We start from the raw sequence: 14777 nt of genomic DNA, 5'->3' as shown, positions 1-14777 counted from the left end.
AGCCATAGGTTTGGATAAGTACGAAAGTGGCTGCTTTAAGATGTAAAGGATCAGAAAGGTTGCCCGTGAGTCTGGCGCATGATCAGCCGCACCGCTGCCGGTACATAGCGCAGCGTACCCACCGCCACTTCCGAAAGCAAAGGGTTTCCGAAAAGTCGCTGCACTGTACGGCCTATCTGCAGGCGTTGCTCAAACTGCTCTTTCCAGGCTTGGGTATAGCCTGTTTCTAGGGCCTGCCGATCTCGACCGTTGTGGAAGTAATGCGCGACCTGCTCCGCCGCCAGCTTTCCCGCATGTATGGCCATGGCCATGCCGTTGCCGCAAAGCGGTGTAATCATGCCGGCTGCGTCGCCGCACATCAGCATATGGTTCTCCACGCAGGTTTTGGTGGCAAAAGATATCTCATTGATAACCTCGGGTTGCTCATACAGAAACTCGGCCTCTCCGAAAATGCTGCGCAGGTGTGGATTCTGATACAGGATGGCTTGCTCCATGGCCGGTATAGAACCGTGGCGGCGCAGGTTTTCGCGGGTAGTCAGGTAGCAGAAGCAGTAACGCCCGTCTTCAATGGCAGAAATACCGGCATAGCCATCCTTGAAATTGTGGAGCGCGATCAGGTCAGTGGGCATGTCAAGCCGGAGGTGGTACTTGACGCCAATGTACGGGGAGCGCTTTGCAAAGAAAGAGCGACTCAACTGTCGATCCAGGGTGCTGCGTTTGCCATAGGCCCCCAGCGTAACCTCAGTTGCAAGGGTGTCGCCGTCTGACAATTTTAGTACAAAATGGTTGTCAGCGAACTGCACATCCTGCACGGTTGTCTGTAGCCGTACCTGCACCCCTTTCGCTAAGGCTACCTGGTACAGGAAGTGGTCGAGGGTATAGCGGCTCAGACCAAACCCACCCAGGTCAAGCGGCGACTCCAGCGTAATGCCCTTGGGTGAAGTGAGCATAAAACGGGAGATCGCAGCGGGTCGGAGCGCCACCGGATCGGCCCCGATGGCACGCAAATAAGGGAGCACCTCATTTGAGATATACTCACCGCAGACCTTATGCAGTGGGTAGGATTTTTTTTCGATAAGTGTCACAGCAAAGCCCTGCCCGGCCAGCGCAATAGCACTGGTCAGACCGGCAAGGCCTCCTCCGATAACTGCGATCTGCATAAGTGACAGGCTATATGTTCTAAGTCCAAAAAAACTTTCTGCTATTTGGTGAATGCATTCGATCCGGCGTGTAAAATGCAAGAACAAATAATTGCTCCAGACGTTAACAATATGGAATAACTTTTGTATATACTAAGAAGGACAAGATCTTAATTTTCAATATGAAACAAATTATACTTACTCTCTTTTTCTCCATGGCAGTTTTACTGGCACAGGCTCAGGTACGTGAGTCGGGTCCAGGGCAAACTGAGACAAAGAATAAGAGCCTGGAGCAACAGGATAAAGATGTAGCTATTTACCCTAACCCCAACAACGGGGTTTTTACGATTTCGTTTGCCCAGCTGGATGTCCGGCAGGTAGAGCTGCGCATTTTGAATGTGATCGGAAACGAAGTGCATCAGGAAGTGATTAGCCACCCGGATATTCTGACGACCAAAACGATCGACCTGACCCGGCTCGCGAAGGGGCTATATTATGTGAAGATAGAAGCTGAAGGGTACAGCTCTGTAAGAAGAGTTGTAGTCAAGTAACAGAACATACATGAAATAACAAAGGCCGCTCTGCATGCAGAGCGGCCTTTGTTATTTGATGCTTTAGGGTGCTATTCCGGCAATATTGCTTTGGATACAAAACCGATATAAGCAGAAGTATCGCGGTGCACCCGTGCTTTCACAAACATCTCGTCAGTTGTGTCGAGCACTTGAATGAGTTGCGTGGTGTCGAAATGCAGCAGGCTGCTAGCCTGAAAGCTAGCTGTTCTGTATATTTCCCCACCAATCAGGGGCCGGGTCGCATACAGCACGTCAGCAGGGAGCTCACCAGTCTCGCTGGCGACGGTAGCGGCTGATCCGTCTACCTCCATGCTGCGCTGTTCGCTGTCGCAGGCCGTCAGGCTGACGAAGACCGCCAGCATGCATGCAGTTAAAGTTGTTTTCATGGTGTTTGAGAGTGGCTTCAGCTCCAATATAGAGAATAAAATATGAAATTGGAAATATAGTGCCATTGCAAAGTAGCTAGGGCTCTTACTGTTAAGTAGAGCTGCAAGGGTTTAGTTCCCCTATATCACCTAAAAAATGCCTTTCAAATCGTGGCCCTGCCAGGAATCGAACCTGGATCTAAAGTTTAGGAAACTTCTATTAAAGCTTAGTTTATGTATATAATTGATTTACAGTATTTTGTGTATTTTTTATCATTATATTTTCTCTGCGATATTCAAAAATAATATACACCAAAATATACACGCCTGTTGTGATGTGTAAATTTCCTGACTATTTTTAGCCAATACAAGATACGCAATAATGGCAAATGTAACGCACAAAGCAGTCCTCCGCTTAAAATATAAAACCGACACAGTTGGGATCATCAATATAAGGGAATCAATAGACCAGAAACATACCTTTCATTCACTAAAAATAAAGATTCCTGCACGTTTCTGGAATAAAAAATCTGGTACTGTAAGGAAGAATGATGTGATTGATTACCAGTCAATCAATGACGATATTGAAACAAAGTTAAAAGAGTTTGCTGCTTACCGAGCACAGCCAGAGTATGTGCCGATTCCTACGAAACTTTCGTTCTTAAACTACTTTAAAAGATTCGTTAAGCGTTACGATAATCTGGGTAGCAGAATTAAATATGAAGGTGTTCTAAAAAAACTTGAAGCGTTTTTGGCTTCAATAGGGAAGAAAGATCTCTTATATCATGAAATAAATTCTGGCTTGCTATACGATTTCAGAATCTTCATTTTGAAAAAAGCGACCAGTAATACAGCAACACATTATTTAAAACTGGTGAAACAAGTACTGAATGGTGCAATTGCTGAAAATCAATACAATTACATTCGACATCCATTCATCTCAGTTGAATTCAAGAATACTAAAATAAAGCGGTCGGCATTATCTGAGGATGAAATTAAGAAGTTAATAAAAACCGATATACCTGAGAGTGATCCGTTACATGATGTGCGCAACAAATTCCTCACCCAAATGCTTCTGCAAGGAATGAGAGTATCAGATCTGCAATTGCTGCGATACAGCATGATTGCTGGTGATAACATAGACTACACCATGTTTAAAACAAACACCTTTATGTCTGTGTATATTTCCGATGCGGTTTGGGATATCTTCATCTACCAGTTTAAAAAGTACTTGCTGCATCACGACATCAAATTATCGAAGATCCAATCTATTGAGAGCGAATTGGATGATTTGAAGCACACGGCTATAAACTATTTGCGAAGTATTAATATTCAGAGTGGATTTGATATTATCATCCGTGATCGATCTAAAAAAACTGAGATGAATGAGATGATGCCAAATAAGGAAATGTTTGAAAACATACGGAATGTGCAGAATCAACTATTTTTAAGCTATCAAACTATTATTTCTCAATTTGGAAAAGACAACCCAGAAGTTTTCATCTTCGACTTTTTACAGGATGTTGATTTTAGTAACATCAAGAATAATGACTTCTCGAAAGTGACAGATGTACAATACAAAATCATAAAGCATAAAAGTATCGTGTATAATCGGCAGTTGAAGGATTTGCAAAAATTAGCTAAGATAGAAACAACCTTCAAGAGCCACCTGAGCCGATCTTCGTATGCAAGTCTACTTCTGAACAGTGACGTTGATGTGTACAATATATCCGCAGCGTTGGGGCATTCTGGATTGAATATCACAGAGAAGTATTTAAGTGGATTCAATAGATCAAAAACGGACACGATCAACAAGCAAATCGCATCTAAGCTGTTTAGTAAATAATCAATTTTTATCTCGTATAAAACAAATAAGCACCTGCAATTGCTCGACAGTTGCTTGTTCGTTTTCAATACCGAAACTGGCTGAATTTCTGTAATGACTTTCCTTCTCCAATCTTAAATTCTGGATAACCTAAAACCTTGAATGGTATTCTTTCATCTGGAAATGAAAGTTCTGTTACCTCGATCACAGCACGGTACTGTGTGGTATATAATTTTTGAGTGCCTTCAATACTACTATAAACAAGTATATCGAAGGAAATTGGTTTGCACCCAACAGGTTCGCTCAAGCTCATAATTAGTCTTTCGATTACATCGCCCAATTCTTCCTGCTGCACGATGAAGTCATATGAACTAATAGCTTCTGTGTGCATCGTTAATTTTATGCTGAACTTAGCATTACCGTTTTGATAGGAGTATACCGTGTCGATGGACTTCTTATTTTTTTCCATGATCCTGCGCTTTTATTTTAGCCTCTACCTGCTTCATGATACACGAGGCAATATATTCAATACAGGTGCATTTGTTCATGGTATATCCGATAGAGTGAAAGTATGCTTGGATGAAATCCACTTTGTCCATAGTGTTCGCTTTCACTTTTATATTCCGATAGTTGTAGTTGTATTTCATAAAGTATGCTTTCTCTTTATATATCAAACAAGCTGTACTCAAAAGCTGATTTTAGAAGTTTTTTTTTCTACTTTTTTTCTAATAAATCAACATATCTCATTTAGGGAGCATTGTTTTGCTCATATATAAAAGAAAACCACAGAGAAATGATCATTCTTAAATATAGTGAAATCGGACATGGACTGACAAGGATACTGAATCCATTGACAGGAAATTATGGTGCAATAAACACAACAACAGGCGAGGTAAAGATCCGTGCTGAATACACAGAATTGCACGAGTTCAAAGGAGAGCGAGCAGTAGCGGTGCGAAAAGGAAAAAATCTGGAAGTCGATAAGAATGGCACGGAGTACTCAGGTCGCCAGCATTACTACGATGAACTGGATTCCATGAGGGTGTACCTAACCCTTAAAGCAGACTATTGTCCTGCTTGCTATAACAAGGGCTGTGAGTTTTGCATGGGGCTTGGCTTTATACCGCTGAATTTCGATTTTGATATAGACTAATGTGAATTGTCCTGCACGAAAAGGCGAACTGGTTTCCAGTTCGCCTTTTTTTGTAAAATATACTTTCTGTAATATTCTGTATAAGAAGGTGATACAAACATAATGTGTATAGTTGTTTAACCTTCTCGATATATTATTTATTGTTTTAAAAATTATATTTTATATTGTGAGTAAACAGCAAGTTTACCCACATCATGATAAATTTTAAAGAATACGCCAACTTCATCTGGTCAGTAGCTGATTTGCTACGTGGCGATTACAAACAGGCAGAATATGGCAAAGTAATATTACCTCTTACCATATTAAGGCGTTTGGATTGTGTTCTGGAAAAGACCAAGCCAAATGTTTTAGGTAGATATGAATCGCTGAAAAACTCGAATATCCAAAATATAGATCCGATTCTGAATGCAGAAGCAGGCTTGAGTTTCCATAACCGCAGCAAGTTTGACTTTGATAAACTGGTAGCAGATCCGAATAACTTGGCAGCTAATCTGCGGAACTACATCAACGGTTTTTCAGATGGCGCACGGGAGATAGTGGAGTACTTCAAATTCGAAGATCAGATCAACCGACTGGAAGAAGCCGACCTGCTGTTTCTGGTAGTGAAACGCTTTCAGGAAATAGATCTGCATCCAAGCAAGATCAGTAGCATGGAGATGGGTTACATCTTCGAAGAATTGATCCGCAAGTTCGCAGAAATTTCAAACGAGACCGCAGGAGAGCATTTTACGCCACGAGAGGTAATTCGCCTGATGGTGAACCTGCTGTTCCTGAACGACAGAGAAATACTTACACAGGAAGGAATTGTAAAAACTCTTTATGATGTGTGTGCTGGAACGGGTGGTATGCTTTCAGTAGCTGAGGAATATCTTAAAGAACTTAATCCAAAGGCACGTCTGGAAGTGTTCGGGCAGGAATTGAACCCCGAATCTTATGCGATCTGTAAAGCGGATATGCTCATAAAAGGACAGAATCCTACCAATATTAAGCTTGGCAACTCTCTGTCTAATGATGGGCTTGAGAATCATACCATGGATTATTTTTTGACTAATCCGCCCTTCGGAGTGGAGTGGAAAAAGGCTGAGAAGCAGGTAAAAGATGAACACCAGAAGAAAGGCTTTGGTGGTCGCTTCGGTGCTGGCTTGCCCCGTATTTCGGATGGCTCGTTATTATTTCTGCAACACTTGGTTAGCAAGATGAAGCAGAACGAGGAAGGTAGTCGCATCGGTATTGTTTTCAATGGCTCTCCGTTGTTCTCTGGGGGTGCTGGATCTGGTGAATCTGAGATCAGGAAATGGATTATCGAGAATGATTTACTTGAAGCCATCATCGCCCTACCAGACCAGTTATTCTACAACACGGGTATCTCTACTTACATCTGGATGCTGACCAACCGCAAGACAAAGGAACGTAAGGGAAAGGTGCAGCTTGTGAATGCAACATCATTTTACCAGAAGATGTCCAAAAGCCTCGGCAACAAGCGCAATGAAATTAGCCCTGAACAATTAAAAGATATCACCCAGATATACGGGGATTTTGAAGCTGGTGAGCATTGCAAGATCTTCGACAATGAAGATTTCGGATATAGCCGTATTACCATCGAAAGACCACTTAGAGATGATGATGGCAACATAATTACGGATAAGAAAGGAAATCCAAAAGCGGATGCATCATTACGTGATAACGAGAATGTGCCTCTTACAGATGATATAGAAGCTTATTTCGAGCGTGAGGTGTTGCCACATGTGCCAGATGCATGGATCGATCACAGCAAGACCAAAGTGGGCTATGAAATCAACTTCACCAAGTATTTCTACCAGTACAAGCCATTACGTTCTCTGAATGAAATCCGTGCCGATATCATGAAATTGGAAGAAGAAGTGTACGATGATGTAGCAATTGTTATTTCCTAAACCAGAGTATTATGATGAAGAAATACGATGACTATAAGTATTCAGGAATAGAATGGATTGGTGAGATACCTGAACATTGGGGTATAAAGAAGTTGAAATACTTGGCAACAGTTCAACCAAGTAATGTAGATAAGAAATCATATGAAAATGAGCAGCCTGCGCTTTTATGTAACTATGTAGATGTCTACAAGAATGAGTTTATAGTAGAAACTATGAATTTCATGGAAGCCACTGCTACACCAGAAGAATTAGAAAAGTTTAGGGTAGATGCAGGTGATGTGTTGGTAACAAAAGATTCTGAATCTGCTGATGATATAGCTATACCAGCATACGTAAAGGATAACCTTGAAGGTGTTACGTGTGGCTACCATTTAACCCAGATTAAGCCAAACACAGATTTTCTTATTGGTAGTTACTTGTTTCGGCTGTTCCAAACACCGAAGTTCAATAACCAGTTTAAGGTCTTTGCGAATGGTGTTACAAGGTTCGGACTTAGTATATACCATTTTAGTAATGCCAGAATTTCGTTACCTCCACTTAACGAACAAGCAGCTATCGCTAACTTCTTAGACGACAAAACATATCAAATAGATATTCTGATCCAGAAGAAGCAGCAGATGATTGCTCTACTGGAAGAAGAAAAGAATGCGTTTATCAACGAGACTGTTACCAAAGGTTTGAACGCTGATGTTCCGATGAAAGAAAGTGGCATCAAATGGTTAGGTGACGTTCCATCACATTGGCAAGTGAAAAAACTTAAATATCTGGTTAATTTAATTAACGATAAGGGGCTTGCGACCGATTACAAATTAAAAGTTGCTTTAGAGAATATTGAAAGTAATACTGGTAATTTACTCGACATAGAATTATCATTTGATTTCAGTGGTGAAGGTGCTGTTTTCAAGACTGGTGATGTATTATTTAATAAACTAAGACCATACTTAGCAAAGGCATTTTTAGCGAAAGAAGTAGGTATAGCTGGCGGTGAATTACTGGTTCTAAGACCTAATCATTTTATCGCTTCTGAGTTTTTATTCTATCGAATACTATCCAGTGATTTCATTAAAGAAGTGGATAGTTCTACCTATGGATCTAAAATGCCAAGAGCAAGTTGGAGTTTCATTGAACAATTATTGATTCCATATCCTACTTTACTGGAACAAGAGCAAATTATAAAGAAGATCACATCTGAGATATACAGAATTGATTCGATAAAAACGAAGGCTTTAAGAGAGATAAAGTTAATGCAAGAATACCGCATAGCCGTGATATCCGAAGCTGTAACAGGCAAAATAGATTTGCGAGATTACCAACCAGAACTAATTTCCTCACCAGCGTTAGCATAACCACACCAGCTATGGCAACAGGCATCCACACCGAGCAAACCTACGAAGAAGCTATTGAAAGCTACCTGATCGAACAGGGTGGCTACACCAAAGGCGACAGACTCAGTTTCAACAAAGAACTGGCACTGGACGAATCAGTAGTATTTTCGTTTTTGCAGGATACTCAGCCAAAGGCATGGGATAACTTGAGCAAGATCCACGGTGCAGAAATGGAGAAGAAGCTGCTCAACAGGCTATGCAAGGAACTGGAACTACGGGGGACGCTGGATGTGCTGCGCAATGGCATCACCGACTATGGTGTAAAGTTCAGACTGACGTATTTCAAACCAGAAAGTGGTCTGAACCCAGAGGCTGAGACTTTGTATGACATGAACCAGCTAACGGTAACACGTCAGGTTAAATACAGCAAGCAGAACGAAAACTCACTGGATCTGGTGTTGAGCGTGAATGGTCTACCTGTGGCTACTGCTGAACTCAAAAACCAGTTCACCAATCAAACGGTGGAACATGCCAAGAAGCAGTACATGTTCGACCGAGATCCGAAAGAACTTTTGTTTCAGGGTAAAAAGAGAGCACTGGTTCACTTTGCTATTGACACCGATGAAGTTTACATGACCACTAAGCTGGATGGCAAAGAAACCCGTTTCCTGCCGTTTAACCTTGGTCATGATAACGGTGCTGGTAACCCGTTAAACCCAGATGGCTACAAAACATCTTACCTGTGGGAGCAAGTCTGGGAGAAGGATAGCTGGATGGATATCCTGAGTAAGTTCATCCACTTACAGGTGGAAGAATATGAAACGGGTGGTAAGAAGTTTAAGAAGGAAACGATCATCTTTCCTCGTTACCACCAACTCGATGTGGTGCGTGAAGTATCACGTGATGCACGGGAGCAGGGAGCAGGCAAGAACTACCTGATCCAACACTCGGCTGGTTCTGGTAAAAGTAACTCGATCGCATGGCTCGCTTACCGCTTATCCAGTCTGCACAACACACATGATCAGCGTGTGTTCGATTCGGTGATCGTGATAACAGATCGCAAGGTGCTGGATCAGCAGCTGCAGAACACCATTTTTCAGTTCGACCACAAGCAGGGCGTGGTGCAGAAGATTGATAAGAACTCTGCTCAGTTAGCGGATGCGCTGAACGCTGGTTCTAACATCATCATCACTACTTTACAGAAATTCCCTTTCATACTGGATCTGGTAAAAGATCTGCCGAGCCGTAATTATGCCATTATCCAAGACGAAGCCCATTCATCAGCACATGGGGAATCATCCAAGAAGATAAAGGAGATACTGGCAGCGAAATCGCTGGAAGAAGCTGAAAAAAGCGAAGCTGATTCGAACGAAGATAACGATGTTGAAGACGAGATCCGAAAGTCGATGCTGGCACGAGGCAAGCAGCCGAACCTGAGTTTCTTTGCTTTCACCGCAACGCCAAAAGAAAAGACACTTAACGTATTTGGTGTCATCGGAGCCGATGGTAAGCCCCGACCATTCCACCTGTATTCAATGCGACAGGCGATACAAGAGGGCTTTATTCACGATGTATTAAAAAATTATACTACGTACAAGACCTTCTTTCAGCTTACCAAAGCCATCGAAGATGATCCAGAACTGAACAAGAAGAAAGCGAACAAAGCGATCGGTAAGTATGTGTCGCTTCATCCGCATAATCTGGCTCAGAAAACCGAAATCATGATTGAGCATTTCAGGCAAATCACCAGCAAAAAGATCGGTGGCAAAGCAAAGGCAATGGTGGTAACAGGCTCAAGGTTGCATGCAGTACGTTACTACATGGAGTTCAAACGCTACATCAAAGAGAAGAACTACACCGATATAAAAGCACTGGTTGCCTTCTCTGGTAAAGTACTGGATGGTGGCGAGGAACTGACAGAAGTTAGTCTGAACGGTTTCGGGGAAAAAGAACTGCCTGAGAAATTTGGTACAGAGGAATATCAGGTGCTATTGGTAGCGGATAAGTACCAGACTGGTTTCGACCAACCTCTGTTGCACACGATGTATGTAGACAAGAAGCTTTCTGGTGTGAAAGCGGTACAAACACTATCCAGACTAAACAGAACGGCTAAGGGAAAAGAAGATACCTTCGTGCTGGACTTTGCGAACGAACAGGAAGATATCCTGAAATCATTCCAGCCATACTACGAACTTACCACCGTAGTTCAACCGACCGATCCAAACCTTTTGTCAGATCTGAAATATAAGATCGAATCTGCACAGATCATCTGGCAATCGGAAGTGGAAACCTTTTGCAATGTGTATTTCAAATCAACTGACAGGGTAAACGCCAAGGTGCAGAAGCAGTTAAACGCAGCCATTGATCCTGCTGTTGACCGCTTCAACTGCTTGCCTACTGATGAAGAGAAAGAGGATTTCAAACATGCCTTGGTATCATACATCAGGCTATATTCTTTCCTAACGCAGATCATGCCATTCCATGATGTGGATATGGAGAAGCTGTTTGCATATGGCAGGTTACTATACAATAAGTTACCGAAAAGTAGTGTTGGTGGTGGTATTCGATTGGATGATGAAGTTGCCTTAGAGTATTACCGATTGCAGAAGATCAGCGAGGGTAGTATCGTGTTGGAAGACGAAGGAGAATATGGGTTAAAAGGCACAACACAGGCAGGTATGCGTGGTGGTGATGAAGAACAGATACAGCTATCAGAGATCATCAAGGTACTGAACGACCGCTTCGGTACGGACTTCACCGAGGCTGACAAACTGTTCTTCGACCAGATAGAAGCGGAACTGATGCTGGATGATGAATTGTCGTTGCAAGCCCGTAGCAACTCGATGGAAAATTTCCGTTATGGTTTCGAAGACCGCTTCCTCACGAAAGTGATCCAACGCATGGAATTGAATCAGGACATCTTCACTAAGATCATGGACAATGATGAATTCTCAAAACTGGTAAAGAACTGGATGTTGAAGAAGGTATATAAGAAGCTGAATGAGTAAAAGCGATTACAAACAGAACAAAAAAGCAATCAGGCCCAGGGCCTGATTGCTTTTTTGTTCTGTCAATGTCAGAAAATTGCAGTTAAAGTTTTCATCTGCTATCAAGTGAAGAGAGTGTAAAATCTGATTATGTTGAATATGCGTTTCGGAATATTTTTGCAATAATTGGTGGAAACGCATATTCGACATATTATTCCATTTCCTTATATTGTGCCTTGATAAACATAGCCTATATAATGGAAGTCGAAGAAAAAAAAGAGGTACGTACTACCGTAGTGTTAGACGAGATCTTGTTAAACAAGCTACAACTTGATAGCTTCTGGTCTCGGACAACAATCAAGCAGAAACTTCATGATATTCTGGAAAACCACTACCAAGGTAAAGAGTTCGATGATTACCCTTCATCATACAAACGCCCGAAAGTTGGCAGACCATCTCACTGACTGCCTGCTTTACTGAACGGGAAACTTCAACCGAACAGCCTATATAATGGCAACTGTTTAGATCTGATGAAAGGGCTGCCAGATGGTAGCGCAGATTGTATAATTTCAGATCCTCCGTTCCAAAAAACTCGTGCAAAGTGGGATAAGATGCTTCCTGTTGATCAGATGTTCATTGAATTCAACAGGGTTATCAAACCAAACGGAGCGATCATTTTATTCGCTCAAGGCGATTTCGCTGCAAAACTCATAATGGCAAATCACAAGTATTTTCGGTACGATTTGATTTATCATAAAACACACAATTGCGGTTTTCTTTTAAGTTCAGTGCAGCCACTTCGTTCACACGAATCAATACTTGTATATTACAAGCGAAAGCCGACTTATAATCCACAAATGGAAGATGGGCATAAAAGGAAAGTAGTAAAGAAGGAAGTCAGAAAGTCAAAGAAAAACGAACTCTGGAATGACTATGAATCTACTGGCTACGACAGCACACAACGCTATCCTCGATCTGTAATTCAGTTCAAATCTGACCGCCAGACCGAATCTTATCACCCAACTCAAAAGCCATTGGATCTGCTGAGGTATTTGATTAGAACATATACCAACGAGGGCGATTTAGTACTGGATGCCACCATGGGCAGTGGTAGCACATGTGTTGCAGCCTTACAGGAGAACCGTTCTTACCTTGGTATCGAACTGGATCGGCATTTTTATAATGTAGCGTGTGATCGTATCGAACGTGAAAAAGAAAAATTGAAATAAAAGCAATCGGCTGGTAGCTAACCACTGTAATACCACCCATGAAACCTCGGTGGTCAACTACCAGCTAATTGTTTATACTTCAACATCTTCCTCAATCCATTCCATCACTTCCGCATACTCTGTGTTGATATCATCAACATCCAGTGCACACAAAGCTTCCTGCTGGTTAAATACCTCCGCAGCTTTGATAGTTGGTTTTACACCTACCACTGCTGTCATGTGCTTTTCCATCAGATCCCTAACTTCATCAATCAGTGGTTCTTCGCAAAGCACTGAGTCGTGGATCGAAGCAAAGAAATATTTATCCTGATATTTATTCATTAGTTCAGTCATTACGCCATCGATTATGGCATCAGATTCTATTTTCTGCATCGTTACGGCAAGGTCGGAGTGATGCCCCTTTTTCTCGTGTTGGATTACCTGATAGACCGTGCTGAAATGTTCTCTAAATGCTTCTGCTTCTTTTGTGAAGTAACCTTTATTGTTTTCTGAAAAATAAACGTTAGCAAACATTTTAATTTTGAAGTCAGCAACATCTTCCTGAGGAACTATCAGCAGGTCTGTCATATGCCTGTAAAATACTCCACCAGAAGTTATGGAAATATAGTTGGCTACATCTTTTGGTAAACTGTTGTGAACAAAATTCTCCAACAATATTTTGTTCAGGCAGAACGGTTGAGAGTTCGCCACATCTAAATTATATATCACCGCATCTGGTTTGCTTTTGATGTAAGTAAACTGCCTGAGTTCTCTCCATAGAATAGAAAGTGGATGGTATACACGCCTGCCTCTGCCTCTGCGTTTAGTATTGAATGCTGTTCCGTTGGCGATGCTGTGTATAGAATGGAGATATCTTTCTTTCTTACCATCAATTACTTCCAGAAATGGTTTTTTCTTTTGCTTTGGCTTTAATTTTACGCCTTCTGGGTTCGCCAAAGCGTTTGCATACCAAGCTTCCACATAGGCAACTGCTTCTGCTACATTAATTCCGACATCTTGAATTTGGTAATTTATCCATTTGGTAACTGCATCCTCTTTTGCCAGATCGGCAGCCCTGAAACGCTTTATGTTGTTGAAAAGCGTGCCACGATCTACCAGCATTCTAACGTGTCGGACATCGTACTTCTCTGTAAGCCTGTAACCCTTGCACTGACCACGAAAACCATTTTCTTCACTTGCTACGGTGTAGCTGCCATTTTCCTCAATCACACCGTGTTTCAACAGAATAGGCTTGAGCCTGTTATAATCTTTGCCGTATAGGTATCTTTCAAAGCTGTGTTTTGCTGATAGGTGTACGTAATCTCTGCGTTCGTACTTGTCATTCAACACTCGGTTGATGTGGATCTGGTGCAGCATGAAATCCAGTTTCTGGTGATGCTTCTCTACCATAAATGGCTTCCATCCTTCCTGTTTCAATAATGCCTTGGAGTCGAAATTATGGGGTATGTATATTTCTTCTGTTTCTGTATTTATATTCATATGGTTCTGATTTTATATTTCTATTCACAGAATCCATTTTGTTTTAAATTTTAGAAATTTTATTTATCCACATCAGATTCCGATACCTTATATATCAGATCTCACTGTTCTCTAACTTCTATTTAACAATATCCATTTGGAATATTATTACATGGTGCTTTCATGCTTCAAGCACCGTATAAGGCACATAGAATATCATCTTGGATGATAAATCTATTTGTATGTGATGTAATTGATTTAGAATTTATTATAATTATACAAGTAAGATATATGTATAGTACCTTATTATTTCTTCTCTAACTTTTTAGGTAAGTGATATGTATAGTCCGTATATCATAATCTTGTATAGAATTTGATTGCAGTGACCATGGGTAAATGAGCGATGTACCAGTTGCATATATAACATAAATACAAAGCAATCATGATACACAACCTTACAGAAACCGACCTATACCGCTATGCAGAGGAATTTTATATTTCAACTGACAGAGCAGAAGATCCAGCTGACATTGATATATCAGAGGATTTAGACATACACCTGATTGTCATGTGCATTGTCAACCCACAGTTCAGGATGAATGCTGGTGGAAGAAGTAATCCTGCTGTTGAGAACCTGATCGTTGAGTTCGAAGTGTGGCTCAAGGCAGTGATAAGGAAAACTAAAATAGCATCGCTTCCCTTCATGAAACCAAGAAAATCACTCCTAAATAAACAGTACTCCTAAAAAGTGATTAAAAGCTTTTATATGCCATTTCATATATTTATATTTACTCCTGATTAAACACATGCT

At 41.4% G+C, this 14777-nt stretch carries 14 protein-coding genes; 9 read left to right on the top strand and 5 right to left on the bottom strand.

All coding sequences use genetic code 11. The features are described 5' to 3' along the window. Positions 1–50: 50 nt before the first annotated feature. Complete coding sequence (locus AC5FX6_RS17485) at positions 51–1160, bottom strand: NAD(P)/FAD-dependent oxidoreductase (RefSeq protein ID WP_493598246.1); 1110 nt, start codon at positions 1158–1160, stop codon at positions 51–53. A 161-nt stretch (positions 1161–1321) separates the two neighbouring features. Here AC5FX6_RS17485 and AC5FX6_RS17480 point away from each other — a divergent pair, with 161 nt between their 5' ends. Continuing rightward, on the top strand, positions 1322–1690 hold the full coding sequence (locus AC5FX6_RS17480; protein ID WP_493598245.1) for a T9SS type A sorting domain-containing protein: 369 nt from the start codon (positions 1322–1324) through the stop codon (positions 1688–1690). A gap of 71 nt (positions 1691–1761) precedes the next feature. Here the strand turns inward: AC5FX6_RS17480 and AC5FX6_RS17475 are convergent, their stop codons facing one another. Continuing rightward, on the bottom strand, positions 1762–2097 hold the full coding sequence (locus tag AC5FX6_RS17475; protein WP_493598244.1) for a hypothetical protein: 336 nt from the start codon (positions 2095–2097) through the stop codon (positions 1762–1764). Positions 2098–2458: 361 nt separating this feature from the next. Here AC5FX6_RS17475 and AC5FX6_RS17470 point away from each other — a divergent pair, with 361 nt between their 5' ends. After that, the gene (locus AC5FX6_RS17470; RefSeq protein WP_493598243.1) at positions 2459–3922 is read left to right on the top strand and encodes a tyrosine-type recombinase/integrase; all 1464 of its coding nucleotides are present in this window, start codon (positions 2459–2461) and stop codon (positions 3920–3922) included. Positions 3923–3986: 64 nt separating this feature from the next. On the opposite strand, the gene AC5FX6_RS17465 is transcribed toward AC5FX6_RS17470, so the two are convergent. After that, positions 3987–4370 carry a hypothetical protein gene (locus tag AC5FX6_RS17465; protein WP_493598242.1) on the bottom strand — a complete coding sequence of 128 codons (384 nt, stop codon included), beginning with the start codon at positions 4368–4370 and terminating at the stop codon, positions 3987–3989. Then, a complete protein-coding gene (locus tag AC5FX6_RS17460; protein ID WP_493598241.1) occupies positions 4357–4548 on the bottom strand; it encodes a hypothetical protein in 192 nt (63 codons plus the stop codon). Before AC5FX6_RS17460 ends, AC5FX6_RS17465 begins: the two co-directional genes overlap by 14 nt. Before the next feature lie 146 nt (positions 4549–4694). Between AC5FX6_RS17460 and AC5FX6_RS17455 the strand changes: the two genes are divergently transcribed. The 6 genes from AC5FX6_RS17455 to AC5FX6_RS17430 all read left to right on the top strand — a co-directional run bounded on the left by AC5FX6_RS17455 (position 4695) and on the right by AC5FX6_RS17430 (position 12508). Then, complete coding sequence (locus AC5FX6_RS17455) at positions 4695–5054, top strand: hypothetical protein (protein ID WP_493598240.1); 360 nt, start codon at positions 4695–4697, stop codon at positions 5052–5054. 194 nt (positions 5055–5248) lie between these two features. Then, positions 5249–6967, top strand: a complete 1719-nt coding sequence (locus AC5FX6_RS17450) for a type I restriction-modification system subunit M (RefSeq protein WP_493598239.1) — start codon at positions 5249–5251, stop codon at positions 6965–6967. Between the two features lie 11 nt (positions 6968–6978). After that, on the top strand, positions 6979–8313 hold the full coding sequence (locus AC5FX6_RS17445) for a restriction endonuclease subunit S (RefSeq protein WP_493598238.1): 1335 nt from the start codon (positions 6979–6981) through the stop codon (positions 8311–8313). 11 nt (positions 8314–8324) lie between these two features. Then, positions 8325–11300 carry a type I restriction endonuclease subunit R gene (locus AC5FX6_RS17440; protein WP_493598237.1) on the top strand — a complete coding sequence of 992 codons (2976 nt, stop codon included), beginning with the start codon at positions 8325–8327 and terminating at the stop codon, positions 11298–11300. A 236-nt stretch (positions 11301–11536) separates the two neighbouring features. After that, the gene (locus AC5FX6_RS17435; RefSeq protein WP_493598236.1) at positions 11537–11743 is read left to right on the top strand and encodes a hypothetical protein; all 207 of its coding nucleotides are present in this window, start codon (positions 11537–11539) and stop codon (positions 11741–11743) included. Positions 11744–11809: 66 nt separating this feature from the next. Then, a complete protein-coding gene (locus AC5FX6_RS17430; protein WP_493598235.1) occupies positions 11810–12508 on the top strand; it encodes a DNA-methyltransferase in 699 nt (232 codons plus the stop codon). Between the two features lie 72 nt (positions 12509–12580). Here the strand turns inward: AC5FX6_RS17430 and AC5FX6_RS17425 are convergent, their stop codons facing one another. Beyond that, positions 12581–13987 (bottom strand): hypothetical protein, encoded by a 1407-nt coding sequence (locus AC5FX6_RS17425; protein ID WP_493598234.1) that lies wholly within the window; start codon positions 13985–13987, stop codon positions 12581–12583. 421 nt (positions 13988–14408) lie between these two features. Between AC5FX6_RS17425 and AC5FX6_RS17420 the strand changes: the two genes are divergently transcribed. After that, entirely contained in the window at positions 14409–14711 is a 303-nt protein-coding gene (locus tag AC5FX6_RS17420; RefSeq protein ID WP_493598233.1) for a hypothetical protein, read from the top strand. Positions 14712–14777 lie beyond the last annotated feature (66 nt).

The organism is Pontibacter sp. LHS2, from assembly GCF_058932845.1.
This window is presented reverse-complemented; position numbering and strand designations above follow the sequence as displayed.

Excerpts from the sequence above, each read along its gene's own strand:
- AC5FX6_RS17485 (WP_493598246.1), bottom strand. The coding sequence starts at position 1,160 with ATGCAGATCGCAGTTATCGGAGGAGGCCTTGCCGGTCTGACCAGTGCT.
- AC5FX6_RS17480 (WP_493598245.1), top strand. The coding sequence starts at position 1,322 with ATGAAACAAATTATACTTACTCTCTTTTTCTCCATGGCAGTTTTACTG.
- AC5FX6_RS17475 (WP_493598244.1), bottom strand. The coding sequence starts at position 2,097 with ATGAAAACAACTTTAACTGCATGCATGCTGGCGGTCTTCGTCAGCCTG.
- AC5FX6_RS17470 (WP_493598243.1), top strand. The coding sequence starts at position 2,459 with ATGGCAAATGTAACGCACAAAGCAGTCCTCCGCTTAAAATATAAAACC.
- AC5FX6_RS17465 (WP_493598242.1), bottom strand. The coding sequence starts at position 4,370 with ATGGAAAAAAATAAGAAGTCCATCGACACGGTATACTCCTATCAAAAC.
- AC5FX6_RS17460 (WP_493598241.1), bottom strand. The coding sequence starts at position 4,548 with ATGAAATACAACTACAACTATCGGAATATAAAAGTGAAAGCGAACACT.
- AC5FX6_RS17455 (WP_493598240.1), top strand. The coding sequence starts at position 4,695 with ATGATCATTCTTAAATATAGTGAAATCGGACATGGACTGACAAGGATA.
- AC5FX6_RS17450 (WP_493598239.1), top strand. The coding sequence starts at position 5,249 with ATGATAAATTTTAAAGAATACGCCAACTTCATCTGGTCAGTAGCTGAT.
- AC5FX6_RS17445 (WP_493598238.1), top strand. The coding sequence starts at position 6,979 with ATGATGAAGAAATACGATGACTATAAGTATTCAGGAATAGAATGGATT.
- AC5FX6_RS17440 (WP_493598237.1), top strand. The coding sequence starts at position 8,325 with ATGGCAACAGGCATCCACACCGAGCAAACCTACGAAGAAGCTATTGAA.
- AC5FX6_RS17435 (WP_493598236.1), top strand. The coding sequence starts at position 11,537 with ATGGAAGTCGAAGAAAAAAAAGAGGTACGTACTACCGTAGTGTTAGAC.
- AC5FX6_RS17430 (WP_493598235.1), top strand. The coding sequence starts at position 11,810 with ATGAAAGGGCTGCCAGATGGTAGCGCAGATTGTATAATTTCAGATCCT.
- AC5FX6_RS17425 (WP_493598234.1), bottom strand. The coding sequence starts at position 13,987 with ATGAATATAAATACAGAAACAGAAGAAATATACATACCCCATAATTTC.
- AC5FX6_RS17420 (WP_493598233.1), top strand. The coding sequence starts at position 14,409 with ATGATACACAACCTTACAGAAACCGACCTATACCGCTATGCAGAGGAA.